The sequence below is a fragment of the Actinoplanes palleronii genome (genome assembly GCF_016862315.1).
Classification (GTDB): domain Bacteria; phylum Actinomycetota; class Actinomycetes; order Mycobacteriales; family Micromonosporaceae; genus Actinoplanes; species Actinoplanes palleronii.
The window spans coordinates 16,686-39,736 of the sequence record NZ_BOMS01000102.1; the positions used below are offsets into that span (position 1 = coordinate 16,686).

Consider the following 23,051-nt stretch of genomic DNA (forward strand, 5'->3'; position numbering starts at 1 on the left):
CCGGGGGACTTTTTACGTGAGACAAGTTTGTCTCACGTGAGCTATTCTCGTCTCGTGCAGATGGATCAAGAGGCGTTGCTGCGGGCCGCCGCGGAGTTCCTCGGCCGCCGGCCGAACGCCACCCAGGACGAGATCGCCGAGGCGGCCGGGGTCAGCCGGGCCACCCTGCACCGGCACTTCGCCGGGCGCCGGGCGCTGCTCGACGCGGTCGACGCGCTCGCCGTGCGGGAGATGCGCCAGGCCCTCGACGACGTCCGGCTGACCGAGGGGCCGGCCGCCGACGCGCTGCGCCGGCTGATCACGGCGAGCCAGCCGGTCTCGCCGTTCCTGGCGCTGCTCTACTCACAGAGCCAGGAGTACGACTCGGACGAGCCGGGCGCCGCCTGGGCCGAGATCGACGAGGCGCTGATGGCGCTGTTCCGGCGGGGTCAGGAGAACGGCGAGTTCCGTACCGACCTGAGCCCGGCCTGGTTCTCCGACGCGCTGTTCAGTGTGGTCGCCGGGGCCGCCTGGTCGGTCAAGGTGGGCCGGGCCGCGGCCCGCGACTACCCCGCGATGATCACCGGGCTGATGCTGGACGGGGTGCTGCGGTGACCGCCGAGCTGGCGATGCAGCGGCGCGGGCGGACCGGGCGCTGGCTGGCGTTCAGCGTGCTGGTGCTGGCCGTGCTGCTGATCGCGGTCGACGCCACGGTGCTCAGCCTGGCCACCCCGTTCATCAGCCGTGAGCTCGGCCCGACCGGCACCCAGCTGCTCTGGATCGGCGACGTCTACTCGTTCGTGCTGGCCGGGCTGCTGGTCACGATGGGCAGCCTGGGTGACCGGATCGGCCGCAAGAAGCTGCTGCTGATCGGCGCGACCGCGTTCGGGGTGGCGTCCGCGCTGGTCGCCTACGCGCCGAGCGCCGAGCTGCTGATCGCGGCGCGGGCCCTGCTCGGGGTGGCCGGCGCCACCCTGATGCCGTCCACCCTGGCGCTGATCCGCAACATCTTCGCCGACCCGGCCGAGCGCAGCACCGCGATCGGCATCTGGGCGGCCGGCGCGTCGGCCGGCACCGCGTTCGGGCCGGTGGTCGGCGGGTTCCTGCTGGAGCACTTCTGGTGGGGCTCGGTCTTCCTGATCAACGTGCCGGTGATGGCGGTGCTGGTGCCGGTCGGCCTGTGGCTGCTGCCCGAGTCCCGCGACCCGGCGCCCGGGCCGTGGGACCCGGCCAGCGTCGCGCTCTCGCTGATCGGCATGATCGGGACGGTCTACGCGATCAAAGAAGCGGCCGTGCACGGGCTGCGGCCGGACATCGCGGCCGCCGGGGTGGTCGGCGTCGGCTCGCTGATCGTTTTCGCCCGGCGGCAGCTGCGCCTGCCGCACCCGCTGATCGACGTACGGCTCTTCCGGCACAGGACGTTCACCGGCGTGGTCGGCGCGAACCTGGTCTCGGTGCTCGGGCTGGCCGGGCTGGTCTACTTCCTCTCCCAGTACTTCCAGCTGGTCGCCGGTTATGCCCCGCTGAAAGCCGGCCTCGCCGAACTGCCCGCCACGATCGCGTCCACGGTCTCCGGGGTGCTGGCCGGCGCGCTGGTCCGGCGTACCTCGATGCGGATCGCGCTCAGCGGTGGCATCGCGCTGACCGGCCTGGCCATGGCCGCGCTGACAGTGCTGCGGCCGGACACCGGGTACCCGCTGCTGGGTGCTGCCCTGTTCGTCCTCGGCGTCGGGGTCGGCATCGCGTTCACCCTGGCCAGCGACGTGGTGCTGAGCAGCGTGCCGAAGGAGCAGGCCGGCGCGGCGTCGGCGGTCTCCGAGACCGCGTACGAGCTGGGCATGGCCCTGGGCATCGCGACCATCGGCTCGATCGTCACCGGCGTGTACCGCAGCGCCGCTCTGCCCGCCGAGGTGCGTGAGTCCCTGGCCACGGCGGTCGACACCGCGGCCCGGCTGCCCGTGGCCCGCTCGGCCGAGCTGCTCGAGAGGGCGCGGGCCGCGTTCACCGACGGGCTGGCCATCGCGTCCGGGATCGGCGCGGTGCTGCTGCTGGCCTCGGCCGCGGCGATCTGGGTGGTGTTCCGCGACTACCCGGACCGGCGGTGAGCCGAAGATCGGCCGGCCTCGGTCACCGGGCTGAGCGCTTCCGCAGGTGGGCGGCGTTCGGTCTCGGTCACCGGGCTGAATGCTTCCGCAGGTGGGCGACGTTCCAGGTGAGGTCGAGGGTGGCCGGGTCGGCGCCGGCGATGCCGAGGAAGAGCCAGGCGTGGAAGACCGGGCGGATCAGCCGCCGCTCGAGCTCGGACAGCGGGCGGACCTGGTGGTATCCGTCGATCACCGGGTCCTGGTAGCCGCGCCAGGCCAGCGCGAAGTCGGCGACCTGGAACGTGTGGTGGGCGAACTCGAAGTCCAGCAGGCCGGTCAGCCGGCCGTTGTCATAGAGCAGGTTCCACGGCGCGAAGTCACCGTGGATCACGCTGCGCGGGGCGGCGTCGGTGGGGTGGGTGGCGAACCACTCGGCGGCCGCTTCGCGGCATCGCCGCAACAGACCGCCGTCGACCGGATGGATCATTTCGTACGACCGGAGCGTCCGGTCCAGTTCCGGGTCGGCGACGACGTCGGCGGGGGAGTGGTACCCGCCGCACTGCTCGGTGATTCCGGTGGCGGCGAGGTCGTGATGCAGCTCGGCGAGCAGCCGGCCTCGGGCGCGTTGCTGTTCCGCACTTCCCGGACCCGCGCTGATCAGTGGGCGGCCGGGCAGTTCCGGGCAGAGCAGCCAGACGCCGTCCGGGGTGGGCAGCGGCGCCTCGGCCGGGTCCGGGGTGGGCCAGCCCCGGGCGCGCAGGGCCGCCGCGACCCGCAGCGGGTACCGCCAATCCGGGCTGTCGGCCGGGTTCAGCCGCTGCAGCACGAACGGCCGGCCGGCCCGGGTCACCGACCAGGTGAGAGTGGAGCGGGCGCCCAGCAGCGGACCCGGCGTGAGACGCCACCGGGCGAGAACACCGGGATCCGGGGCGGCCGTGGTCACCCCGCGATCGTATCGACCCCGGCCGCTCTCGCCGGACGGGTTCGCCGCCGGGGGATCAGCGGGGCGCAGAGCACGGTTGCCGCGGCGGCCGCTCCGATCGCCACGCTCGGCGAGCTGACCTGCGCGACCGTGCCGAGCAGTAGCGGGGACAGGCCCTGCAGGGTCATCAGGCCGGTGGAGAGCAGGGCGAACATCTGCCCGCGGCGGGACTCCGGGGTGGCGTCCAGCAACGGGCGTTGCAGGCCCAGCTGGTAGGCGTAGCCCGTACCGGAAAGGATCAGGACCGTGAGCGCGCCGCCCAGCGGCAGGCCGACGGTGAGCAGCGCCAGCGCGCCGCCGGCCAGCAGCACCAGCGGCCCGGACAGTCGTTCGCGGACCGCCGGCCGCACCCAGCGGCCGACGATCAGGTCGCCGAGCAGCATGCCGACCGGGACCGCGGCCATCAGCGCGCCCGCCGACCCGGCCGGGAAGTCACGCGCGGTGGCATACGCGACGAGCAGTGCCTCGGCGCCCGCCAGGAACGCCGACGGCAGCCAGTGCGCCAGCAGCAACCGGCGGATCAGCGGATCACCGAACAGTTGACCGACTCCGGTCAGGCTGGCCCGCACCGCCGAGCCGGCCTCCCCGGGCACGCTGTCCAGATCAGGCAGACCGGTGCGTACGATCAGCGCCGCCACCGCCTGCCCGGCCGCCGCGATCAGCAGCCCTTGCCGCGGGCCGGCCGCCGCGACCGCCACACCCCCGACGGCCAGCCCGAGCAGCTGCGCGCCGGACGACGCGGCGTTGAAGACCGAGCGGCCCAGCACGTACGCGTCGCCGGTGAGCACGTCGGCGACCAGCCGGCTGGTGGCGCCCATGAAGATCGGCGTGCCGCAGGCGACCACCCCGATGATGGTGAGCTGCGCCGCGACCGGCATGTCGACGGTGCCGATGAGCAGCGCCGCGGCGCCACCGGCCAGGTAGCCGGCGACGATCAGCGGACGCGGCCGGATCCGGTCGGTCAGCGCGCCCAGCAGCAGCCCGCCGACCAGCTGCGGGAGGAAGCCGGCCGCGAACGCCAGGGCGCTCAGCAGGGCGGAGCCGGTGCGCTCGAAGACCAGCACCGACAACGCGAAGATCCGCAACGACTCGGCGGCGATCGCGGCGGTGCGGGCCAGGAACAGCACGCGGAAGCGGGGTTCGGCGAAGACCTCGCGGTAGGTGGCGCCTTGTTCGGCAGCGGTCATGGGAGCACGGTGCCGTGCAACGGGCCGGCACCGCGACTGATTCGCCTGGGGACGTAACATCGACCGGGTGGTGCGGTTCGAGGTCGGGGCCGAGGATCTGGTGCGGACGCGGTTCGCGGTGTCGCCGATCTTCGAGCTGCAGTCGTTGCTGCGGGTGCTGGCCGGGCCGGCGCCGGGTCCGCCGGCCTCCTGGCTGGCGCGCTTTAGGTCCGGTTTTGATCAGCTGCGTGACGACCCCTGCCTGGCCGCGGTGCTCGCGTTGAAGACCGCGCGGTCGGGGGCGAACTTCTATGCGCCACCGCCGCGCGGGATGGCGCAGACGATCGGCGAGGATCTCGCCGCGGTGCGCGCCGTGCCGTTGCCGGTGGCCCGCCAGGAGATCGATTTCTATCTGACCCGGCGACGGGTCACGGCGGCGGCCCGGACCGTCCTGTACGCCGGCGACGTGCTCGACCGGATCGCCGACTTCCTGGCGAGAGCCTGGTCGGTGCTGCTCGCCGAGCAGTGGCCGGCGATGCGCGCGGTCTGCGAGCGCGACGTCGTGCACCGCGCCGCCGAACTGGGCCGGGCCGGCTGGGCGGCCGCGCTGTCCGGGCTCGGCCCGAAGGTCCGCTGGCGCGACGGTGGCATCGACCTGTCCGGGCACACCGGCACGGCGGGCGCCCTCGACGGCAGCGGCCTGCTGCTCGTGCCCTCGGTGCTGATCTGGCCGGGCACCGCCGTGTTCGGCGATGACCCCTGGCCGAAAGCGATCGTGTATCCGGCGCGGGGTGTCGGCACCCTGTTCGAGCCGTCGCCGCCGGCCGCGCCGGACGCCCTGGCCGCGCTGCTGGGCCGCAGCCGGGCGCAGCTGCTGATCAGTCTGGCCGAGCCGGCCAGCACCACCCAGCTGGCCACGGTCCTCGGCCTGGCCACCGGCGCGGTGGGTGACCACCTCGCGGTCCTGCACCGGGCCGGCCTGGTGAGCCGGGCGAGGGCGGGGCGCTCGGTGCTCTACACGCGCACCCCGCTGGGCGACGCCCTCGCCGTTGCCGCCGCCTGATCCTGGTGCGGACGCCGCTGCTGATGCGCGATGGCGGAGGTTCTTCATCTGGTGTTCGGCGAGTGGTGCATCGACGGGAGGTGATGGATTTTCTAGGGTTTCGGCCATGACTGATCTTCGGGTTCGGGCGCGGTTCGTGGCGGTCGCCGCGACGCTGCTCACCGCCGTGCCGCTGACCGCGCATGCCGCTGCCGGCGACGACCTGCCGTTCGCCGGAGCGGTGTTCCGGGCCACGCACAACTCCTACTCGGGTGACATCGCCGGGGCGCGGGGCTCGATCACGGAGCAGCTCGACGCCGGGGTGCGCTTCCTGGAATACGACGTGTGGAGCGGGGACCACGCGAGCGCCGGCGACTACCGGATCGGGCACAGCGCGGCCGGTGATCAGGTCGACCACACCGGTGGCAATCCGGCCGGGGATCAGCTGCGGGCCTGGCTGACCGTGGTGAACGACTGGTCGGCGGGGCACCCGGCGGCGGCGCCGATCACGGTGCTGCTCGATCTGAAGGACGACCTGACCGCGCGGACGTCGTACAAGAACGGGAATCTCGCGGCCCTGAACGAAGAGATCGGTGACGTGTTCGGCGGTCGTCTGGTCCGCGGTCTCGACACACCCGCGGGACTGGGGCCGATCGGGTCGCTGCGGGGGCGCGTGGTGACCGTGCTGTCCGGCAGCGCGACGGCCCGCACCGGATACCGGCGGGATACCGGCAACAATCCGGCGGTGGCGATCAACGCGCGCGGGCAGGTCGTCGAGGTGCACGACAACGGGGCCGGCGTGCTCTGGTACTGGACCGGTGTCCACGGCGCGGACGGCTCGCTGACCTGGCGGCGGCACGGGAAATACGACACCGGCAAGACGCCGGCGGTGGCGCTGAACAACGACGGCACCGTCGTCGAGGTGCACCAGGCGCCGACCGGAAACGCCCTCTGGTCCCGGGTCGGCCGGCTCGACGACGCCGGCGAGATCACCTGGTCGGCGTCGGCGAAGTACGACACCGGGGTGCTGCCGACGGTCGCCTTCCCGGACCTGGCCGGCAGTGCGGTCCGCGAGATCCACCGCAGCCAGAACGGCAGCCAGAACTGGGACTGGACCGGCACGGCCGGTGCCACGGCGGTCGCCTGGGGCGCGCACGGGACGACCGCTGACCCGCGCTTCCCGACCACCACCGCGACCGTTGACGGTCACTCGGTGACCGTGGCGGCGGCGGGTTCGCTGACCGCGGCCACCGATCGGGTGGCGGCCGCGCCGATCCGGCTGCCGCAGCTGGCGTTCGTCGAGTACCAGTCCGGGGACAGTGCACTGCTCAAGGACGGTGCGGTGTTCTGGGCCGCGACGGCGTCGAACAAGTCGTTCATGGTGGCCGGGCGGCAGGCCGGGGTGAGCGTGCGGGGGTGGGACTTCGACGCGGCGGGCCTGGCGACGGTGCCACTGGCGAACTTCCCGGCGACGAACACCCCGGCCGCGGCGTGGTACCGGACGCTGCTCGAGGACGCGGTGGCCTGACCGGGCCGCGGTCCCGTCCGCCGGAAAGCCCCGCAGATCGGCCGAAAAAGAAAATTGATGTTCGTCTGTTTAGGCCGGGCTTATGAGGTCATTGACTCCCCGAAGGTTGCCAGTACCTACAAAGGAGGATCATTCATGGCGTTCCGGACCCGAACCCTCAGTGCCGCCGTTGCCCTCGCCGGTGCGGCCGGCCTGACCGTGTTCGCGGTGTCGCCCGCCCAGGCCGCGACCCCCTGCGTTCAGAAGATCTCCGTCGTCAACAACGGCGGCTTCGTGATCAACTACCAGGTCACCACCCGTACGGGTGAGCTGTCCGCGCCCACCGACGACTACCCGATCAACCAGTACCGGGTGGTCGACCTGAACTCGACGCCGATCGCGGAGGGTTCCGACGTGCGGCCTCTGGTGCACGCCCAGGCCGGCAACACGGTTGCCGGCAACGTGTTCGTGTCGTTCTGCAACAACGGGCAGACCGCGACCTACACCGCGAGCGGCACCACCCTGAACTACAGCGTCACCCTGCTGACCTGATAGCGCGCCGGGTCCGGCCGGGCGATCGGCCGGGCCCTGGCGGCAGGACAACTCCCCATGTGCAACCGAAGGTTGCGCCAGCCGTGGCGGCAGGCTAGCGTTATGTGCAACCAAAGGTTGCAGGAGGGTGTCATGGAGCTGGGAAGCATCGAGCGCGAGATCTTCGTCGACGCGTCGCCGGAGGTGGTCTTCGAGGTGGTCAGCAGCCCGGAGCACATCAAGGGCTGGTGGCCGGACGACGCCGACTACCAGGCCGTTCCCGGGTCGGCCGGGACGATCAGCTTCGGGGACTGCGACGCGGGCGGCAAGTCGGAGACGTTCACGGTCGTCGCCGTCGAGCCGCCGACGACGTTCTCGTTCCGCTGGACGCATCCGGTCGGTGTGGCCGCCGCGGTGGACAACTCGCTGCTGGTCACGTTCGATCTGACCGCGAGCGGCGGCGGCACGCTGGTGAGGATGACCGAGACCGGGTTCCGCGAGCGGGGCTGGTCGCAGGCGCTGATCGAGGAGCAGTACCAGGCGCACGTCACCGGGTGGGACTTCTTCCTGCCGCGGCTCGCGCCCTACGCCGGGTCGCTCCAGGTCCGGAAATGACCACCGCGGTCGACGACGATCTCTGGTCGGCGATCGGCGACCCGACCCGGCGGCGGATGCTCGACCTGCTGCTCGTCGCGGGGGAGGGCACCGCGACGTCGCTCAGCCAGCAGATGACGGTGACCCGGCAGGCGGTCGCCAAGCACCTCGGCGTGCTCGACCGGGCCGGCCTGGTCCGGGGCGCGGCGGCCGGCCGGGAGAAGCGGTACCGGGTCGACGACGCGCAGCTGGCCCGGGCGGTGGCCCAGCTGTCGTCGGTCGGCGCGGCGTGGGACGCCCGGTTGCGGCGGATCAAGCAGATCGCCGAGGCGATCCAACAGGATCGATGACCTTTATCGGTACGGGGTGCCGGCCGACCCGCGCCCCGTACCGAAAAGGATCAGTCTTGGTAGGAGGTGGAGTCCTCGCTGTCAGCCGCAGGCGGCACGGCCACTCTCGCTCGGTGTGTTCCAGCCGATTATCGCTCGAGCGGCAGGCCCGTCGATGTGTACGCCGCTGACCACGGCACCCGTCAGGTTGGCGCCGGTCAGGTCTGCGCCGGTGAGATTCGCCCCGGCGAGGCAGGCGTCGGTCAGGATGCCCTTGGGGAGGTCGGCGCCGGCCAGCACCGCGCCGCGAAGGTCGGCGCCGCGCAGCTGTACACCGGCCATCTTGGCTCCGCTCAGATCCGCTCCGGCCAGGCTGCCACCGTCGAGGATGGCTCGGATCAGGGTGATGCCGGACGCGTGGGCACCGTCGAGTGCCGCATTGGTGATGCTCTGGCCGGTGAGGTCCGCACTGCGGAGATCGGCTCCGGCGCCCCAGCCGCTGTTCAGCATGGCCACTAGCTCGGCCGGCGAGCTCGGCGTGGCGGAGGGCCTGACCGATGCGACGGCCGCGGCGGTGCGCACCGGCTCGTCCGGCAGGACTTTCATCTGCCAGCCCACGAACGCGACGCCGATGAGGCCGGTCGAGACCGCCAGGACGGCTACTTTGGTGGGGCGCTCGAAGGTGGCACCGCCGACCACCATCACAATCGTCGCTACTGCCGCGATGCCGGCGGCGGTTACTCCGAATGCGCCGAACAGCTGGCTCGCGAGGGCCAGGAGCCCGAGCACGACCAGCGGCCAGAGCCACAGGACTCCGTCGAACCAGCGCCGGTCTGAGGGAACGCCAGCGGTTCGAGGGGTGATCGTGGGGGCCGTGCCGGGACCCTCGGCTGTCCGACCGGCAGGGTTGCCCGTGGCTGCCGGGTCGTGGTCTGTCCGCTCCGGCGGTGCGGCGTCGGGAGGAAGTGGGCCCGGGTCCTCGGTCACGCTGGCATCTTGCCAGGCGTCGTGGTTCTGCTGCACCTACTCCGGAGCGTCAGGTGGCGTCCGGTCGGACGGTGGCGCAGGCGTCCCGGCCGCCGGTGACTCGGGCCGTTCATAGGTCAACCAGGCACTGTCGTTCATGCGGAACAGTTCCATCAGGGACCGATTCAGCTGTCGTTCGGCAAGGGTGTTCGGAGGATGGGGCAGGTGCAGGCGCTCGTACAGGGCGAAGCGGCCGAGGTCCGTCAGGACGGCGAGGCTCATGCCGTATTCGTGTGCGAGTGCCACCGCGCCGCGGTAGGAGAGATACGCGACCGAGTACGGCGCCGCGGCGAGCAACAGCCACGCCCCGTTGCTGCTCATCACGACGACAGTCACCAGCGTTGCCAGCAGGGCCAGGAACGAGGTCCGCAGGGCGAGTTCCATCTGTACGCGCTGGTTCTGTACGTAGTCGATCTCGGGCTGGCCGGCCACCATGACCAGCCGTGGCACGGTCACCAGTGGATCCAGTCCGTACGGCCGGGCAATGGCGTCCTCGTAGCGGCGCAACACGTTCCCGAGCCGCGTCGGCAGTTCGCGGCCCAGGTCGGGTTCGGGATATGCCGCCAGCTCGCGCTGGATCTCGTCAGCGGTCATCCCGGCTCGGATCTCGTCGGGGGAGGCGCTGTAACGCCGTCGGGGATCACGGCCGGTGAGTCCGGGCCGTGCCTTTCCGTGGCGGCGGATCAGCGTGCGGCGGCGTTGCCGGTGGTGGATGGTGCGGATCAGCGCGAGTTCGACGGCGAGCCGGGAGCTACCCCAATATCCCTCGAAGAGCTGGATGAGCGGGAATTGCAGAGGATTCAGGGCCAGCGCGAGTACCAGCGCGCCGATGCCCAGTGCGGCGAGTCCAGCGGGGTCGAAGTCCGTCGCCTTCGACCAGTCGACCGGCTCGGTGGGGGCTCCGGTGCGGAACAGCAGGTAGAGGTACGAGACGAAGACCGTCGCAGGAAGGGCGCTGACCACACTGAAGTAGCGTCCGATCCGTCCTGCTCCGGAACTGACGACGTCGGTGCTCATCTCCGGCCCGGCGGTGGCTCAGTGCACGACTCGCACCGTTGTTCGCCCCCTTCCCTCGCCCTGACCAGATTTCCGAACTGGCAACTCGGGCACCCTCTCGTGGTGACGTAGAACCACGTCCCGTCGTGGTGGCACCGGAGCCAGCGTGGATCCAGCCCGGCCCGGGCCTGCCCGAGACCCCAGCAGTGCGGGCACAGGTGGCCGTCGAAGGAGTGCAAGCCGGTGTTGCACTGCCATCGTGATCCGGGGACGGTGCGGTATGCGGTGCCGCCGCAGGGGCACACGCACCACAGGAACAGCCGGTCGAAAGTCTCGCAGAGACCGGCATGCCGGCCCGGTATCTGTCGCGCCGGATCGGCACAGCCCGCGTACGGGCAGGGAACCGTGGTGAGCTGCCCGCCCAGTGGTCCGGGCGGGATGTTCCCGGTGGAGGATGCCAGCATGATGGTCGGCATCAGCAAGAGCAGTTCCGTGACGGCGTTGCGGGACGGGGCGGATTGCCGACAGCCCATCAGCCACCCCCTCGTCGGCTCCTATCGTCAGGCTAGGAACCCGTCGGCATGGTCGGAACCGCCGTTCAGCCGATAGTTACTGATCGATATCAATAGCGGTCTACCGGCGTCGGCGGCATCAGGGTGGACACGGCACGGGGGTACTTGAGGCTCACGGTCGTGCTGTGTGGAGGATGCGCGCATGGCGACACGTTTGCACTTTCCTGGTCGTGTGGTGCGCGGGCCGCTCTTTCCGGTGGCTGTGGAGCGGGGAATGGTGTGACTAGCGTGCCTGGTCGTGGTAGATCGTTTCGGCGCGGCCGACTCTGTGGACGTACGGCATCTGGTTGAGGTGCACCGGGAGAACTTTGTTGTTGCGCGGCCTCGGGTCGCGGTGGCGGCACCGCTACCGGATCGTGAGGCTGTGTACCGGCATTACGAAAAGCATGCCCTGCGTGGTGTCGGATTGTTTGATCGGGCGGGGCGGGCCCGTGCGCGTCAGACGGCTGCTGAGTACACCGAGCAGTGGCTCGCGGTGCAGCGGGCTGAAGGCGAAGCGCAGCGGATCGCGCAGCAAGCCGGTTTCGATGATCAGTGGCAGCGGCTTGTCGGCAACGACGAGGACACCGTTCTCGGAGTCCTCGCGGCGGCATTTGAGGCAGTGCCGGGTTGCGCTCCCGTCGCGTCTCTTACTGTCGACGAGGATCGGGTAGGGCTGGCGTTGGTCGCGGCGACGGACAATGTGGTGCCGGCTGGGTTGACCGGCAGCCAACGCGCAGGGGTCTATCAGACGATGGTGAAAAGCCATGCGCTCGCGGCGGCCAAGCAGACCTTCGCGCTGGCGCCGGGTCTGACATTGGCGCGGGTGGTGGTGGTCCGCAACGACCTCAGGCGGCCCTGCATTCTTTCGTTCGCGGTGACTCGGGCGGCGGTGGAGAGCATCCGGTGGGATGTGGCCGGTGCCGATGAGATCGTCGCGTCGGTCGCCTCCGAGGTGCTGGTCGAGCGCGATGGCGTGTTTGGCGATCTCGGACCAGTCGATGCCCTGATGAACGAGGTATACGCAGAACTGGCCGCGGGCGCGCGGCGTGCTCTCGCCGACATGGCGGCGGGGGAGCCCGAGGCGGCGGCCGAGTATCCGGCCGGGTTCGCGGTAGTCGATGTGGAGACCAGCGGGCTGTCGCCGGAGTACGACCGGATCGTCGAGGTCGCCGTCGTCGGAACCGACCGGAACGGAAACGTCGTCGATGAGTGGACGACGCTGGTGAATCCGGACGGACCGGTGGGCCGGACCGACCTTCACCGGATTTCTGTCGCTGACGTGGCTGACGCGCCTCGCTTCTCGGACATCGTCGGGGAGCTGACCCGCCGGGTGGCAGGACGGGTGATCGTCGGTCATAACGTGCAGTTCGATCTTCGGTTCCTGCACGCGGAATTCGCTCGGGCACGGCTGCGGATGCCGCAGGTGGTGTCGTTGTGTACCTATCAGGAGAGCCACGGGTATCTCCCCGGCTTGCGTCGGCGGCGCCTCCCGGACTGCTGCCACGCCGCGGGCGTGGTACTCACCGACGCCCACGCGGCACTGGAAGACGCCCGGGCGGCCGCGGGATTGCTGCGTGTCTATCTGGGGTCCGGGCACGACCTTGTCGACACACATCGGCGACTGCCTCAGCATGCCGCACGGATCGGATGGCCGCGGGTGACCGGGACCGGCGCAGCGGTCAAAGTCCGGCCTCCGGCGGTCCCGCCGCCGATCCCGGCGCCCGCCGGCGCGCTCGCCGCGTTGCTGGAGGATCTGCCGATCTCGGATCTTCTCTCGGAGGAGGCGCCGCTGTCCGCCGCCGGTTATGTCGAACTTCTCGCTGAAGCGCTTGAGGACGGCGTTCTCACCGCGGAAGAGGCGGCCGCGCTCGCCGAGCATGCCCGGTTCGCCGGCCTCACTCGTTCCGACGTGGATGCCGCGCATCGCGGGTTCGTGCTGGCCTTGGCTCGCACGGCAGTGGCGGACGGCCGGGTTTCGGTCGACGAGCGGCGCGAGTTGAACAACGCCGCGGACATGCTCGGTCTGCCGGAGGGCTTGGTCAAGCGGCTGCTGTCCGAGGCGGACTCGGAATGGGTTGCGCAGCTGAGCCGTGCGTGCCGGCCTTTGCCGGGCGGATGGGCTCATGGTGAGCCGCTGCGAGTGGGTCAGAAGGTGGCCTTCACCGGCGGCGACCCGGTCCGTCGCGAACGCCTGGAGATCGCCGCGCAGGCGGCCGGGCTCCGGGTGATGAACAACGTGTCGAGGCTGACAACGGTGCTGGTGACGCCGGAGGCGCAGCCGGATTCCCGCAAGGGTGAGGCTGCTCGTCAGCACGGCACCCGCATCGTGCGGCCAGGTGTGTTCGAGCAGCTTGTCGCGAACGTCCAGGCGGCGGCACCGGAGATGTCGGTGGCGCCGAACGCCGAGCCTGAGGTGGCTGTAGCGGCGGTGACCGGCAGGCGAGTGCCGGGTGTGCCGGCTTCGCCGGCGATCATCCGAGCGTGGGCGCGGGAGAACGGCTACGTCGTCGGACCACGAGGGCGCCTGCCGCAGGATATCCAAGCCGCGTTCGTCGCCGCTCAGGGAGCGATATAGATCTCGTGCTGACCCGTGTCAGCCTCGCGGCTCACCCTGCCGCGGGGCTGGCCTGGTTCTCGCGTTCAGGAGACGCAGAATTCGTTGCCTTCGGGGTCGGTGAGGACGGTCCACTCGCCGCCGGGTTCTTTGACGTGGCGGAGCAGTGTGGCGCCGTGTTTCTGCAGCCGGGCTACCGTCTCATCGCGCCGGCCCTCGGAGTGGACGTCGACGTGGAGCCGGTTTTTCACTGTTTTTGCCTCGGGAACCCGGGTGAACAGCAGCCGGCGGCCCTGGCCGGTGCCGCTGACCGGGTCGAACGGGTCGTCGGGGTGGCGAACGGCGGCGTAGTCACGCCAGTACCGCCGGCTCTGGAACTCGATGGTCAAGCTCTCCGGGGCTGCCTTGGCGGCGAGGAGCTGTTCGATCAGCGGGCTGTTGTCCTCGATCACGTACTCCAGTGCTTCGGACCAGAACACCGCCTGCTGGTGCGGATCGCCCGCGTCGATGACCAGCTTCCAACCGAGTGCCATGAACATCTCTTCCTGCTCGGGACCGCGCCGCGCGCAGCCTCATGATTACCGTCCGTCCTGCCATCGGCAGCAACGAGAGGCAGAATCCTTACAGGGCGCAAGGGTGAAAGTCACGCATGGTAATTATGCCGCGAAATTGATTCTTGGTTCATCACACTTACCCTCCGGGATGCGCTGGAAGAACAGGCGCGGGCCGGTGGCCTTGGGGTCGGCCGCGGCCGAGGCGTCGTTGCGGCGTTCCGGGGGGGACGCCCCACGCGTCCAGGGCCTGCTCCCAGGAGTCGAAGCCGGGCGGTGGGGGCTGCACCTGATAGCCGAGAGCCTCGGCCCAGAACGCGGCGAGCGCGCCCGGGTCGGCGCAGTCGAAGGTGATCTGAACTTCGCGTGCGATGTCTGGAGGCATCCCTCGAGCTTGCCGCAGATAGCGGTCAGGTCCCGTCCTAATCCGTGCCGGGGACGTTGTCGTTCAGCCATCCGCGCAGCGGCAGGCTCGCGCGCAGGAAGCCGACGATCCGGGTCTTGGCGGCCGCGGTGCCCAGCCAGGCGGCCGGTGGCCAGTCGTGCCAGGTGGTCAGTCCCTTGTGCCGGAGCAGCTCGATGCGCGGATGGTCCTTCGGGTAGCCGCGCGGCGCGGTCTTGAGGCTGCCGTGCCCGACCACCTTGACGCCGGCCTTCTCGGTCGCGGCGATGATCTCGGTCAGCTCGGTGCCGGTGCCGGCCGCCGCGACCGCGCCGCGGTAGCGGGCCAGCTGGCCGGGGTCCATCTGGTACATCCCGGACCCGGCGGCCAGCCCGTCCGCGGACAGCTGGAGGTAGCCGCCGTCGGTCAGCCACGCCCCGAGGTGCGTCTTGTACGGCGTCTTGTCCTTGCTGAACCGCACGTCCCGGTACGGCCGGAAGATCTTCCCGGGCCCGAACTCCGGCTCCAGCTCGTCGAGCAGCGCGAGCATCGGCCCGCGCACCTGGGCCTCGTAGAACTCCAGGTGCTTGGTCCAGTACGTCTTGGAGTTGTCGGCGGCGAGCCCCTCGTAGAACTCGAGCGCCTCCACCGGCCAGCCACGGAACGTCATAGGGGTCACGGTAGGGCACGTACATGACCCGTGCAGCGACCGTTTCTCGGCGAGCGGGCAGGAGCCGCGGCATCCGGTGCTGAGGATCAGGAGTCTTGACCGTTGGCTGCGGTCAGCCCAGTTGCTGTCCAGCCTGCTGTCGGGCATAGGCAAGATTACTTTTGCTGATCCGGGTGGTCGGGTGATCGTCGCCGAGAACTCGGCGTAACTCGGCGACCGTTATTTCGAAAAGTGGAATCGCTCGATCAAATTTGCCCGCGAATTGGTAGGCGCTGGCCAGGTTATCCTGGCATATCAGCGTGCTGGGATGGGCCTCGCCCAGGACCTCGCGGTAATCAACGATAACTGCCTCGAGGAGAGGGATTGCCTCGTGCGCCTGACCAGCTTTGCGGTAGGTGTCGGCAAAGTTCATGCGGGCGGTCAAGGTATCGGGATGTTTTTCGCCGAGTAAACGTTCATTCTCGGGTACAAGTGCTGCGAATAACTGGATGGCGTCGGCAAGTCTATCAATGGAAAGATATGCTTGGGCGAGATTATTGCGGGCGGTCAGGGTGCCAGGATGATTTTCGTGAGACATCAATATTTCGTCGGCAAGGACGTGCTCAAGCAACTGCACACTCTCAGCCGATCGGCCTACTTCCTGGTAAGCCTGAGCGAGGAAGCTGCGGCAGGCCGAGACGTGTGGATTCGGTTCTCCGTATATGCGGCGGAAGTCGACGAGATTGGCTTCAAGAATGGTAATAGCCTCAGTGGGGCGGCCAACCGAGGTATAGGCGTGCGCAAGGTTGTCGCGGCAGTTCAGGACCAGAGAGTGATCGCCGCCAAGGGAGGGACCTGCGATGGCAAGAATGCGCTCGTATTGCCGGATCGCGGCGGCTGGTCGTCCGGCGGACTGATGGGCGTGCGCAAGATTGTGACCTACCACCAGAGTCCTCGGGTGATAGGCGCCGAGTGTGTGGCTCAAATCCGTAAAAAGCGACTCGAACATGGACGTCGCCTGGTCGAAGGCGCCCTGATTTTCAAGGTAGGTGGCGGTGCGGTCGAGTAGTGCCGCGAGTGTGTCGGTTCGGTCCATGCCCTCAAGGTGTGTGCTAACAGCGTCGATGTGGGGCAGGAGAGCGTTCCATCGCGGCCAGTTGTTTACGTCGCTGAACGGGTCCTGGGAGATCGCGCGGGCCAGAAGTCCGACTGCGGCCAGCGGTGCTGCCGGGCCACCGGTCTGAGTGCGACTGACTGCCTGGACAAGGCGATGGACGCTGAGGGTTCGCGCAGTCCGCGTGATCATGCTGTACGACGCGAGCAATGCCAGCGCGTCCTCGACGTCCAGGGGGTCCTTCGCTGCCGGGTCCAGCACCGTCTCCGGCAGGGCGTCCGGAGCGAAGAACGCGAGAATCAGCAGCAATCGTGGAGCGATCTGTGACCGCTCGGCGACAGTCTCCATCGTTAATGCCCACACTTGATGGAGGGCCCGTTCGGCGGGGAATCCTTCCGGCACGGTGGCATACATCTTCTTCGGAAAACGAGCGAGCCTTCGCCGATATTCGGCAAAGGCGATGCCCCGCTGTCCGATGTAGGCAGCTGCCTGGTCCAAAGCCAGAGGCAGGTCACCCAACTCCTCGGCCAGCAGATCAGCCTCGCCGTCGGTGTCCTCGCTGCCGCTCAGATTCGACAGAAGCTCCAGGCTGGCGGCTCGGTCGAGTGGCGACAGGCGCAGGGGACTGAGCCGCAACCGGGTCCAGACCAGTTCGCCGAGATCCCGGCGGGTGGTCATCAGGACGCTGCCTTGGCCGCGGATCTGTCCCAGCAGGGTAGTGATGTCGGCCGGGTCCTCCACGTTGTCCAGGATCAGCAGCCACCCCGTGTGATTCTGCAGCCAGCCCAGTGCCCATTCCGCAGCATCAGCCAGCAGCGTCACCTCGGGGTGCAGGCGCCTCGTGAGATCAACTAGTCCCAAAGCTACGCGTTCTGGGGTGTCCGCGGTGATCCACCAGACCAATGAGTACCGCTCGCGATGGGCGTGGGCGAACTGTAATGCCAACTCGATCTTTCCGACCCCGCCGAGTCCGTGCAGTGTCTGCCCGATGACGTCGCCGGACTCGGCCTTCGCGGAAAGCGTGGCCATGGCCTCGGCCCGCCCCACGAACACGCTACCCGCCGGGTGCGGCAGGTTGTGCGTGCCGCCCGGCGGGTTCACCGCTTCCGGCGCCGAGCCTGCTCCGGCGAGGATCTGGCTGATATTGATCTGCGTGCTCCGATTGCCGACCTGAACACCCTGCGAATTCTGAATGGAGATCGGCTTGCCGTCCGTCATGAGCGCCCCTCGCCTCGCTGCCCTGATGACGTTTAGCAGCTGGAAGCGTTAGCCGCCACCCGCCTCGGTCAGCGGGACGGGAGGCCGAGGCGGTCGAGGATCTCGCGGAGGCGGTGGCGGCCGGCCAGGGACTCCGGGCCGCGCAGCCGGGCGAGCACCCGGTCGGACCAGCCGCCGGTCAGGCCGTAGCGGGCGTGGTAGCCGGCCAGCCGCTCGTCGTAGGCGGGGATGTGCGCGTCGGCGGCGTCCGCGTCGTACTGCTCGTGGTGCAGGACCGCGGCCTGGGGCAGGCGGGGTTTGACACCGGCCGCCTCGGCCGGGTCGGGTTCGCCGACGGCCAGGCCGAAGACCGCGACCGTGTGCGGGGGCAGCTTGAGCTCGGCGGCGATCTCCTCCGGGTGGTTGCGGACCGCGCCGACGAAGACCGAGCCCAGGCCCAGCGACGTGGCGGCGAGCACCGCGTTCTGCGCGGCCAGCGCGGTGTCGACCAGGCCGATCACGGTGGTCTCCAGATAGTCCGCGGCGTCCAGCGCGGCGTCGGCGCGGACGGCCAGGCGGCGGGCCCGGCCCAGGTCGGCGATCCAGACCAGGAACAGCGGGGCCTGGGCGACGAACGCCTGGTTGCCGGCGAGGGCGGCGAGCCGGGCGCGGCGGCCCGGGTCGCGGACCGCGATCACGCTCCAGGCCTGCAGGTTGGACGAGGTGGGCGCGGACTGTGCGGCGGCGACCAGGGCGGTCAGCTCGTCGTCGGTGACCTCGCGCGCGGTGAACCGGCGCACCGAGCGGCGGGCCAGTTGCAGCTCGAGCACCTCGGTGAGCACACCGAGGCGGGCGTCGGGGTCGCCGTAGCGATCGGTGGCGAGCGTGTCGGACATCCGGGCTCCAGGTGTCGAAGGTGTGGGCGGGGGCGGGCCGCATCCATATATTAGCTATAGAGTGGATAGGAAATGCGAGAGAGGGTACGTCGATGAGTCTCGAATTCCTCTGGTACATCCCCAACCAGGATCGTCCCGGGCACCGCGGTGACGACGTGGTGGCCGGGCACAACAGTCTGGACACCCTGACCGAGCAGGCCCTCGCGCTGGAGGAGCACGGCTGGGGCGGTGCGCTGCTGGGCACCGGCTGGGGCCGTCCGGACACGTTCACCGTGGCCACCGCGCTGGCCGCGCGCACCACCACGTTCCAGCCGCTGATCGCGGCCCGCCCAGGGTACTGGCGTCCGGCGCACTTCGCCTCGGCGGCCGCGACCCTGCAGCACCTCAGCGGCGGGCGGGTGCTGATCAACATCGTGTCCGGGAAGGACAATCTCGCCGCCTACGGCGACAGCGAGGGCGATCAGGCCCATCGGTACGCCCGGACGGCCGAGTTCCTGCGCATCGTCCGCAAGCTGTGGACCGAGGAGCACGTCACCTACCAGGGCGAGCACTTCCAGGTCACCGACGCGACGGTGGTGCCGCGGTTGAGCAAGCCGCCGCGGCTGTACTTCGGCGGCGCGTCCGAGGCGGCCGAGAAGGTGGCCGCCGCGGAAGCCGACGTGCAGCTGTTCTGGGGCGAGCCGCTCGACGGCGTACGAGAAAGGATCGAACGTCTCAGGGCGCTCAGCAGTGCGGTGGGCCGCGAACATCAGCCACTGGAATTCGGTCTTCGGATCACCACGCTGGTCCGGGACACGACCGAGCAGGCCTGGGCCGACGCCGAGGCGAAGGTCGCCGAGATGGCGCGGGCCCATCAGACCGACCCGAACCGGCACGCGGCCGTCGGCCAGCAGCGGCTGCTCGACCTCGCGACCCGGGGCGAGGTGCTCGACGACAACCTCTACACCGCGCCGGGCCGGTTCGGCGGGGGTGGCGCCGGCACCACCTGGCTGGTCGGGTCGGCGCAGGACGTGGCCAAGTCGCTGCGGAAATACCAGGACCTGGGCATCACCCACTTCGTGCTGTCCGACACGCCCTACCTCTCGGAGATCAGGAGGCAGGGCGAGCAGTTGCTGCCGTTGCTCAGAGGGTGAAGCCGGCCACCAGTTCGCGCAGTTCGGCGCTGGTGCGGGCCAGGCCGGCGGCGTTCTCCTGAGCCTGGTCGGCCACCGCCGTGGTGGTCGCCACCGCGGTCGCCACCCCGGCGATGCTGGTGGCGATGGTCGCGCTGCTGTCCGCGACCTCGACCACGTTGCGGCCCATCTCGCTGGTCGTGGCGGTCTGTTCCTCGACGGCTGCCGCGATCAGGGTCTGGAAGTCGCTGATCCGGGACACCACGTCGCCGATCCGGTCGATCGCGCCGACCGCGTCCGACGAGTCGGTTTGCAGCGCCTTGACCAGCCGGCCGATCTCGTCGGTCGCCTTCGCGGTCTCCTGGGCCAGCTCCTTGACCTCACCGGCCACCACCGCGAAGCCCTTGCCCAGTTCGCCGGCGCGGGCCGCCTCGATCGTCGCGTTCAGGGCCAGCAGGTTCGTCTGCTCGGCGATCGAGGTGATCATGGAGACCACCTTGCCGATCTCGGTCGAGGACGCGCCGAGCTTGCCGACGGTCTGGTTGGTGCGGGCGACCTCGCCCACCGCCTCGCCGGCCACCTGGGCGGCCTGGCCGGCGTTGCGGGCGATCTCGTCGATCGCCAGGGTCATCTCGGAGCTGCCGGCCTGCAGGGTCTGCACGTTGCCGGAGACGTGGTCGGCGGAGGTGGCCACCGCGGTGGCCTTCGCGTCCACCTCGGCGCTGGCCGCGGCGATCTGTGCGGACACCTCGTGCAACTCCTGCGAGGAGGTGGAGACCGCGCCGGCGTGCCCGGCGATCGCGGAGACCGTGGTGCGCAGCGACGCGGCGGTGCTGTTCACCGCGTCGCCGAGGACACCCAGCTCGTCGCGGCGCTTCAGGTCGACGCGAACGGTCAGGTCGTGGCCGGCGAGTCGCTTGAGCGCCTCGACCACGGTGGCGAGCGGGCCGGTCACCGAGCGGGTGACCCAGACGCCCATCACCACGGCGAGGACCAGGGCGAGGCCGAGCGCGATGGCGAGCATCCGCAGGGCGGTGTCGCGGGCCCGCTGCACCTCGGCGCGCAGGGTGTCCGCGCGGTTGTTCACCGATGTATCCAGGTCAGCGGTGATTTCCAGAACTTTTCCGTACGCGTCGGCCGCCTCGCCGCCGTTGACGCTGGTCATCACCTTGGCGCGGCCCGCCTTGGTGTCCGCGGCCAGCCAGTCCATGATCGTGGTGTCCCAGCCGAAGAACTCGTCCCAGGCGGTCTTCAGCTGGGCGAACTGAGCCTGCTCGGCCGCGGTCATGTCGCCGAGGGCGGCGCCCTTGAGCTGGGCGTAGATGGCGTCCTTGGACTTCAGCTCGCCCTGGCGGTTGTAGCCGTCCGGGCCGAGGGCGTAGCCGGCGCCGAACGCTCCGGCGTCCGCGATGACCAGACCCTGCCAGCCGGTCACGTCCGCGGCGTTGTACTTGGCGGCCTGGATGTCGTCGCGCACCTGTTCCAGCGCGCCGAGCTCGGACTGGGCCGAGGCCTGCTGACGCAGACCCCACCAGCCGGTTCCGGCCGAGCTGACGATCAGCGCGGTAAGGACTAGATAGGACGCCCCGAGGCGCTTGCCGACGCTGATGTCACCGATACCCATGAGGGTTTTTCTCCCGACGCTGTGCTCGGACTTGTCGGCGGGGCGGCACGATTCTGAAGCACATGTGACGCGGCAGCGGTCTCGGCGAGGGGCGGGCCTGGCGGTGCTACGGTTGCGCCGTGATGTGGATGGACGCGCTCTGGCGACTGGTCAGCATGCTGGCCTCCGCCAGTTCGTCCGAGTTCGTGGCCGGCACCAGCGCCCTGGTCGGCGTCGTGCTGGTTGCCGTGCTCGCGCGAGTGCTGCTGGTCCGCCCCGCCGGCTTCGGTGATTTCCGCGGCGCCGGGCGGGCGCTGCGCCGCCGCGCCGACCGGGTCGGCGTGCCCCGCCATCGTGACCCCGATGCCTCCGGCCGGACCCGCCCCAGGGGACCGACGGCCGCCGCAGCGGTCGCCTGAGCGGGCCTTTCTCCACGATCTACCGCTGTGCCCGGCCCGCTTCCTGCGGCCGCTGGTGACTGTCCGTCGTTGACCAGTTGCTAGTCGCCCCTGGGGGTTCCTTCATGTCGTCCATCGTTCGTTTCACCCTGTCCGGATCGCGGTCCACCCGATGAGTGCGCTGTTCGGCGGGCTGATGTCGGTCGTCTACCACGTGATCTCCGCGGTGCTGCTGTTCTGGCACGCCGTCTGGGACCGGGTTCTCGGTGATCCGCACGTGCTGGCCACCGACTGGGCCTGGGTGCTCGGCATCGTGTTCCTGGTGCTGACCGTCCGGGCGCTGCTGGTGCCGATCTACGTGCGGCAGATGCACTCGCAGCGCGCCCTGCAGCGGCTGCAGCCCAAGCTCAAGGAGTTGCGGGAGAAGCACAAGGGTGACCCGGCCGGTCTGCAGGCCGCGCTGCCCGCGCTCTACCAGGCCGAGAACGTCAGCCCGTTCGGCAGTTTCGTGCCGATGCTGCTGCAGATCCCGATCTTCATCGGCCTGCTGCACGTGCTGCGTCACCTCCGGCCGACGATCGTCAGCGCCGATGCGCAGACCCTGTACGGCTGGACCGTCACGCAGTTCCACGACGCCTCGCACGCCAAGCTGTTCGGCGCTCCGATCGCGGCCGGGTTCCAGGCCACCGCGGATCAGCTGGGCCCGCTCGGCGCGCACAGCGTCACCGTCAAGATCGTGGCGGCGGTGCTGATCGTCGCGATGATCACCACGACGTACCTGACCAGCCGGATGTCCATCCTCAAGACGGGCTGGGCGCAGGAGCCGCAGCAGCGGATGGTGCAGCGGCTGATGCTCTACGGCGTACCGGTGTCGTTGCTGATCTCCGGGGTGATCTTCCCGGTCGGCGTGATCCTGTACTGGACCACGCAGAACGTCTTCGCGCTGGGCCAGCAGATGTGGATGCACCGGAGGTATCCGCTGGACACACCGCCGGCGACGACCGCCGAGGAGGCGCCGAAGGTCGTCGCGGCCCCGAAGGTCGGTGCCAAGCCGGCCGGGCGGCGGCCGAAACGGTCCTAGAGGGCCCGTTCGACCATGGCGAACGACGCGTTCAGCAGGCCGAGCCGGGTCTGTACCTGGTAGCGGCTGCGGCCCCGCTTCACGATGGTCCCGGCCAGGCCGCCGTACTTGCCGCCGCCCTTGAGCCGGACCCGGTCGCCGATCGCCAGCCGGGGTGCGGCGGCGCCGCGCAGCCGGGTCAGCTCGGCCACGTAGCCGGGGTGCATCGGGGCCGGGTGACCCTGGTACGTCCAGGCGAACAGCGCCGAGTGGTCGAACGCGCGGGAACAGTGCCGGCAGGACCGGACCCGGACCGGTCGGCGGTGGGCGGTGGTGCGGTGACCGGCCCGGCAGACGCCCTGCCAGGAGCCGTCGACCCGGGGCGCGTCCTCCGGGATGCACCGCCGCCCGGTGCAGCCGATCCGGATCGCGGTCGCCCGCCACACCTTGTCGTGACCGTGTTTCGGGCCGGCGAGCGCGTGGGCGATCTCGTGCAGCACCGTCTCGGTCACCTGCTCGGGTGTGTACAGCCCGATCAGGGGACCGGAAAGGCTGATCTCCCGGCGGTCCGATCGGCAGACCCCGGCCCGGGTCTTGGCGTCGTCGAACGTGAGTCGCCAGGTGGTGAGCCCGTGCCGGGCCAGCAGACCGGTCGCGAGTTCCCGTGCGTGGTTCAGATCCAACCGTGCTGCTCCTTGTCGTCGTCCCCACCATGATGACGGGCGGGGCGGACGGGGTGCAGCGG

22 protein-coding genes are annotated in these 23,051 nt (G+C 70.0%); 11 read left to right on the forward strand and 11 right to left on the reverse strand.

The features are described 5' to 3' along the window. The first annotated feature begins 60 nt into the window (after positions 1-60). Positions 61-594: a TetR/AcrR family transcriptional regulator gene (locus tag Apa02nite_RS32000; RefSeq protein WP_239164718.1), complete on the forward strand. Its 534-nt coding sequence runs from the start codon at positions 61-63 to the stop codon at positions 592-594. After that, complete coding sequence (locus Apa02nite_RS32005) at positions 591-2,084, forward strand: MFS transporter (RefSeq protein WP_239164704.1); 1,494 nt, start codon at positions 591-593, stop codon at positions 2,082-2,084. The genes Apa02nite_RS32000 and Apa02nite_RS32005 overlap by 4 nt, the downstream gene beginning before the upstream one ends. A 67-nt stretch (positions 2,085-2,151) precedes the next feature. Here the strand turns inward: Apa02nite_RS32005 and Apa02nite_RS32010 are convergent, their stop codons facing one another. Next, the gene (locus tag Apa02nite_RS32010; protein ID WP_203828354.1) at positions 2,152-3,006 is read right to left on the reverse strand and encodes a phosphotransferase; all 855 of its coding nucleotides are present in this window, start codon (positions 3,004-3,006) and stop codon (positions 2,152-2,154) included. Next, on the reverse strand, positions 3,003-4,232 hold the full coding sequence (locus tag Apa02nite_RS32015; protein WP_203828355.1) for an MFS transporter: 1,230 nt from the start codon (positions 4,230-4,232) through the stop codon (positions 3,003-3,005). Before Apa02nite_RS32015 ends, Apa02nite_RS32010 begins: the two co-directional genes overlap by 4 nt. 67 nt (positions 4,233-4,299) lie before the next feature. Between Apa02nite_RS32015 and Apa02nite_RS32020 the strand changes: the two genes are divergently transcribed. The 5 genes from Apa02nite_RS32020 (at position 4,300) to Apa02nite_RS32040 (ending at position 8,235) form a co-directional block, all read left to right on the forward strand. Beyond that, positions 4,300-5,274 carry an ArsR/SmtB family transcription factor gene (locus tag Apa02nite_RS32020; RefSeq protein ID WP_203828356.1) on the forward strand — a complete coding sequence of 325 codons (975 nt, stop codon included), beginning with the start codon at positions 4,300-4,302 and terminating at the stop codon, positions 5,272-5,274. Positions 5,275-5,380: 106 nt separating this feature from the next. Further along, positions 5,381-6,781 (forward strand): PI-PLC domain-containing protein, encoded by a 1,401-nt coding sequence (locus Apa02nite_RS32025; RefSeq protein ID WP_203828357.1) that lies wholly within the window; start codon positions 5,381-5,383, stop codon positions 6,779-6,781. Positions 6,782-6,916: 135 nt separating this feature from the next. After that, positions 6,917-7,312: a hypothetical protein gene (locus tag Apa02nite_RS32030; RefSeq protein WP_067693661.1), complete on the forward strand. Its 396-nt coding sequence runs from the start codon at positions 6,917-6,919 to the stop codon at positions 7,310-7,312. 132 nt (positions 7,313-7,444) lie between these two features. Beyond that, positions 7,445-7,906, forward strand: coding sequence for an SRPBCC family protein (locus Apa02nite_RS32035; RefSeq protein ID WP_203828358.1), 462 nt, complete (start codon positions 7,445-7,447; stop codon positions 7,904-7,906). Continuing rightward, positions 7,903-8,235, forward strand: coding sequence for an ArsR/SmtB family transcription factor (locus Apa02nite_RS32040; RefSeq protein ID WP_203828359.1), 333 nt, complete (start codon positions 7,903-7,905; stop codon positions 8,233-8,235). Before Apa02nite_RS32035 ends, Apa02nite_RS32040 begins: the two co-directional genes overlap by 4 nt. Before the next feature lie 81 nt (positions 8,236-8,316). On the opposite strand, the gene Apa02nite_RS32045 is transcribed toward Apa02nite_RS32040, so the two are convergent. Both Apa02nite_RS32045 and Apa02nite_RS32050 read right to left on the reverse strand, forming a co-directional pair. Continuing rightward, positions 8,317-9,201 carry a pentapeptide repeat-containing protein gene (locus Apa02nite_RS32045; protein WP_239164705.1) on the reverse strand — a complete coding sequence of 295 codons (885 nt, stop codon included), beginning with the start codon at positions 9,199-9,201 and terminating at the stop codon, positions 8,317-8,319. Positions 9,202-9,237: 36 nt separating this feature from the next. Beyond that, positions 9,238-10,257 carry a hypothetical protein gene (locus Apa02nite_RS32050; RefSeq protein ID WP_203828360.1) on the reverse strand — a complete coding sequence of 340 codons (1,020 nt, stop codon included), beginning with the start codon at positions 10,255-10,257 and terminating at the stop codon, positions 9,238-9,240. A gap of 789 nt (positions 10,258-11,046) precedes the next feature. Between Apa02nite_RS32050 and Apa02nite_RS32055 the strand changes: the two genes are divergently transcribed. Beyond that, on the forward strand, positions 11,047-13,365 hold the full coding sequence (locus Apa02nite_RS32055) for an exonuclease domain-containing protein (protein ID WP_203828361.1): 2,319 nt from the start codon (positions 11,047-11,049) through the stop codon (positions 13,363-13,365). Between the two features lie 65 nt (positions 13,366-13,430). Here Apa02nite_RS32055 and Apa02nite_RS32060 read toward each other — a convergent pair whose 3' ends face one another. The 5 genes from Apa02nite_RS32060 to Apa02nite_RS32080 form a co-directional block, all read right to left on the reverse strand. After that, on the reverse strand, positions 13,431-13,877 hold the full coding sequence (locus Apa02nite_RS32060; protein ID WP_203828362.1) for a VOC family protein: 447 nt from the start codon (positions 13,875-13,877) through the stop codon (positions 13,431-13,433). A 157-nt stretch (positions 13,878-14,034) separates the two neighbouring features. Beyond that, a complete protein-coding gene (locus tag Apa02nite_RS32065) occupies positions 14,035-14,280 on the reverse strand; it encodes a VOC family protein (RefSeq protein ID WP_239164706.1) in 246 nt (81 codons plus the stop codon). Between the two features lie 37 nt (positions 14,281-14,317). Next, positions 14,318-14,947 (reverse strand): DUF2461 domain-containing protein, encoded by a 630-nt coding sequence (locus tag Apa02nite_RS32070; RefSeq protein WP_203828363.1) that lies wholly within the window; start codon positions 14,945-14,947, stop codon positions 14,318-14,320. A 112-nt stretch (positions 14,948-15,059) separates the two neighbouring features. Beyond that, on the reverse strand, positions 15,060-17,258 hold the full coding sequence (locus Apa02nite_RS32075) for a tetratricopeptide repeat protein (RefSeq protein ID WP_203828364.1): 2,199 nt from the start codon (positions 17,256-17,258) through the stop codon (positions 15,060-15,062). A 68-nt stretch (positions 17,259-17,326) separates the two neighbouring features. Then, positions 17,327-18,133: an NADPH-dependent oxidoreductase gene (locus Apa02nite_RS32080; RefSeq protein WP_203828365.1), complete on the reverse strand. Its 807-nt coding sequence runs from the start codon at positions 18,131-18,133 to the stop codon at positions 17,327-17,329. 92 nt (positions 18,134-18,225) lie between these two features. Here Apa02nite_RS32080 and Apa02nite_RS32085 point away from each other — a divergent pair, with 92 nt between their 5' ends. Further along, a complete protein-coding gene (locus tag Apa02nite_RS32085; RefSeq protein ID WP_203828366.1) occupies positions 18,226-19,266 on the forward strand; it encodes an LLM class flavin-dependent oxidoreductase in 1,041 nt (346 codons plus the stop codon). On the opposite strand, the gene Apa02nite_RS32090 is transcribed toward Apa02nite_RS32085, so the two are convergent. After that, complete coding sequence (locus Apa02nite_RS32090) at positions 19,256-20,869, reverse strand: methyl-accepting chemotaxis protein (RefSeq protein WP_203828367.1); 1,614 nt, start codon at positions 20,867-20,869, stop codon at positions 19,256-19,258. The two genes, Apa02nite_RS32085 and Apa02nite_RS32090, sit on opposite strands and share 11 nt — an antisense overlap. Before the next feature lie 122 nt (positions 20,870-20,991). Here Apa02nite_RS32090 and Apa02nite_RS32095 point away from each other — a divergent pair, with 122 nt between their 5' ends. After that, positions 20,992-21,267, forward strand: coding sequence for a DUF6412 domain-containing protein (locus tag Apa02nite_RS32095; RefSeq protein ID WP_067693682.1), 276 nt, complete (start codon positions 20,992-20,994; stop codon positions 21,265-21,267). Positions 21,268-21,418: 151 nt separating this feature from the next. Further along, positions 21,419-22,327, forward strand: a complete 909-nt coding sequence (gene yidC / locus Apa02nite_RS32100; RefSeq protein ID WP_239164707.1) for a membrane protein insertase YidC — start codon at positions 21,419-21,421, stop codon at positions 22,325-22,327. On the opposite strand, the gene Apa02nite_RS32105 is transcribed toward yidC, so the two are convergent. Beyond that, entirely contained in the window at positions 22,324-22,989 is a 666-nt protein-coding gene (locus Apa02nite_RS32105; protein WP_067693685.1) for a SprT-like domain-containing protein, read from the reverse strand. The genes yidC and Apa02nite_RS32105 overlap by 4 nt on opposite strands. Positions 22,990-23,051: the final 62 nt, after the last annotated feature.

Coding starts and splice junctions, on each gene's coding strand:
- Apa02nite_RS32000 (WP_239164718.1), top strand. CDS start 61: ATGGATCAAGAGGCGTTGCTGCGGGCCGCCGCGGAGTTCCTCGGCCGC.
- Apa02nite_RS32015 (WP_203828355.1), bottom strand. CDS start 4,232: ATGACCGCTGCCGAACAAGGCGCCACCTACCGCGAGGTCTTCGCCGAA.
- Apa02nite_RS32025 (WP_203828357.1), top strand. CDS start 5,381: ATGACTGATCTTCGGGTTCGGGCGCGGTTCGTGGCGGTCGCCGCGACG.
- Apa02nite_RS32030 (WP_067693661.1), top strand. CDS start 6,917: ATGGCGTTCCGGACCCGAACCCTCAGTGCCGCCGTTGCCCTCGCCGGT.
- Apa02nite_RS32035 (WP_203828358.1), top strand. CDS start 7,445: ATGGAGCTGGGAAGCATCGAGCGCGAGATCTTCGTCGACGCGTCGCCG.
- Apa02nite_RS32040 (WP_203828359.1), top strand. CDS start 7,903: ATGACCACCGCGGTCGACGACGATCTCTGGTCGGCGATCGGCGACCCG.
- Apa02nite_RS32050 (WP_203828360.1), bottom strand. CDS start 10,257: ATGAGCACCGACGTCGTCAGTTCCGGAGCAGGACGGATCGGACGCTAC.
- Apa02nite_RS32060 (WP_203828362.1), bottom strand. CDS start 13,877: ATGGCACTCGGTTGGAAGCTGGTCATCGACGCGGGCGATCCGCACCAG.
- Apa02nite_RS32065 (WP_239164706.1), bottom strand. CDS start 14,280: ATGCCTCCAGACATCGCACGCGAAGTTCAGATCACCTTCGACTGCGCC.
- Apa02nite_RS32070 (WP_203828363.1), bottom strand. CDS start 14,947: ATGACGTTCCGTGGCTGGCCGGTGGAGGCGCTCGAGTTCTACGAGGGG.
- Apa02nite_RS32075 (WP_203828364.1), bottom strand. CDS start 17,258: ATGACGGACGGCAAGCCGATCTCCATTCAGAATTCGCAGGGTGTTCAG.
- Apa02nite_RS32080 (WP_203828365.1), bottom strand. CDS start 18,133: ATGTCCGACACGCTCGCCACCGATCGCTACGGCGACCCCGACGCCCGC.
- Apa02nite_RS32085 (WP_203828366.1), top strand. CDS start 18,226: ATGAGTCTCGAATTCCTCTGGTACATCCCCAACCAGGATCGTCCCGGG.
- Apa02nite_RS32090 (WP_203828367.1), bottom strand. CDS start 20,869: ATGGGTATCGGTGACATCAGCGTCGGCAAGCGCCTCGGGGCGTCCTAT.
- Apa02nite_RS32095 (WP_067693682.1), top strand. CDS start 20,992: ATGTGGATGGACGCGCTCTGGCGACTGGTCAGCATGCTGGCCTCCGCC.
- yidC (WP_239164707.1), top strand. CDS start 21,419: ATGAGTGCGCTGTTCGGCGGGCTGATGTCGGTCGTCTACCACGTGATC.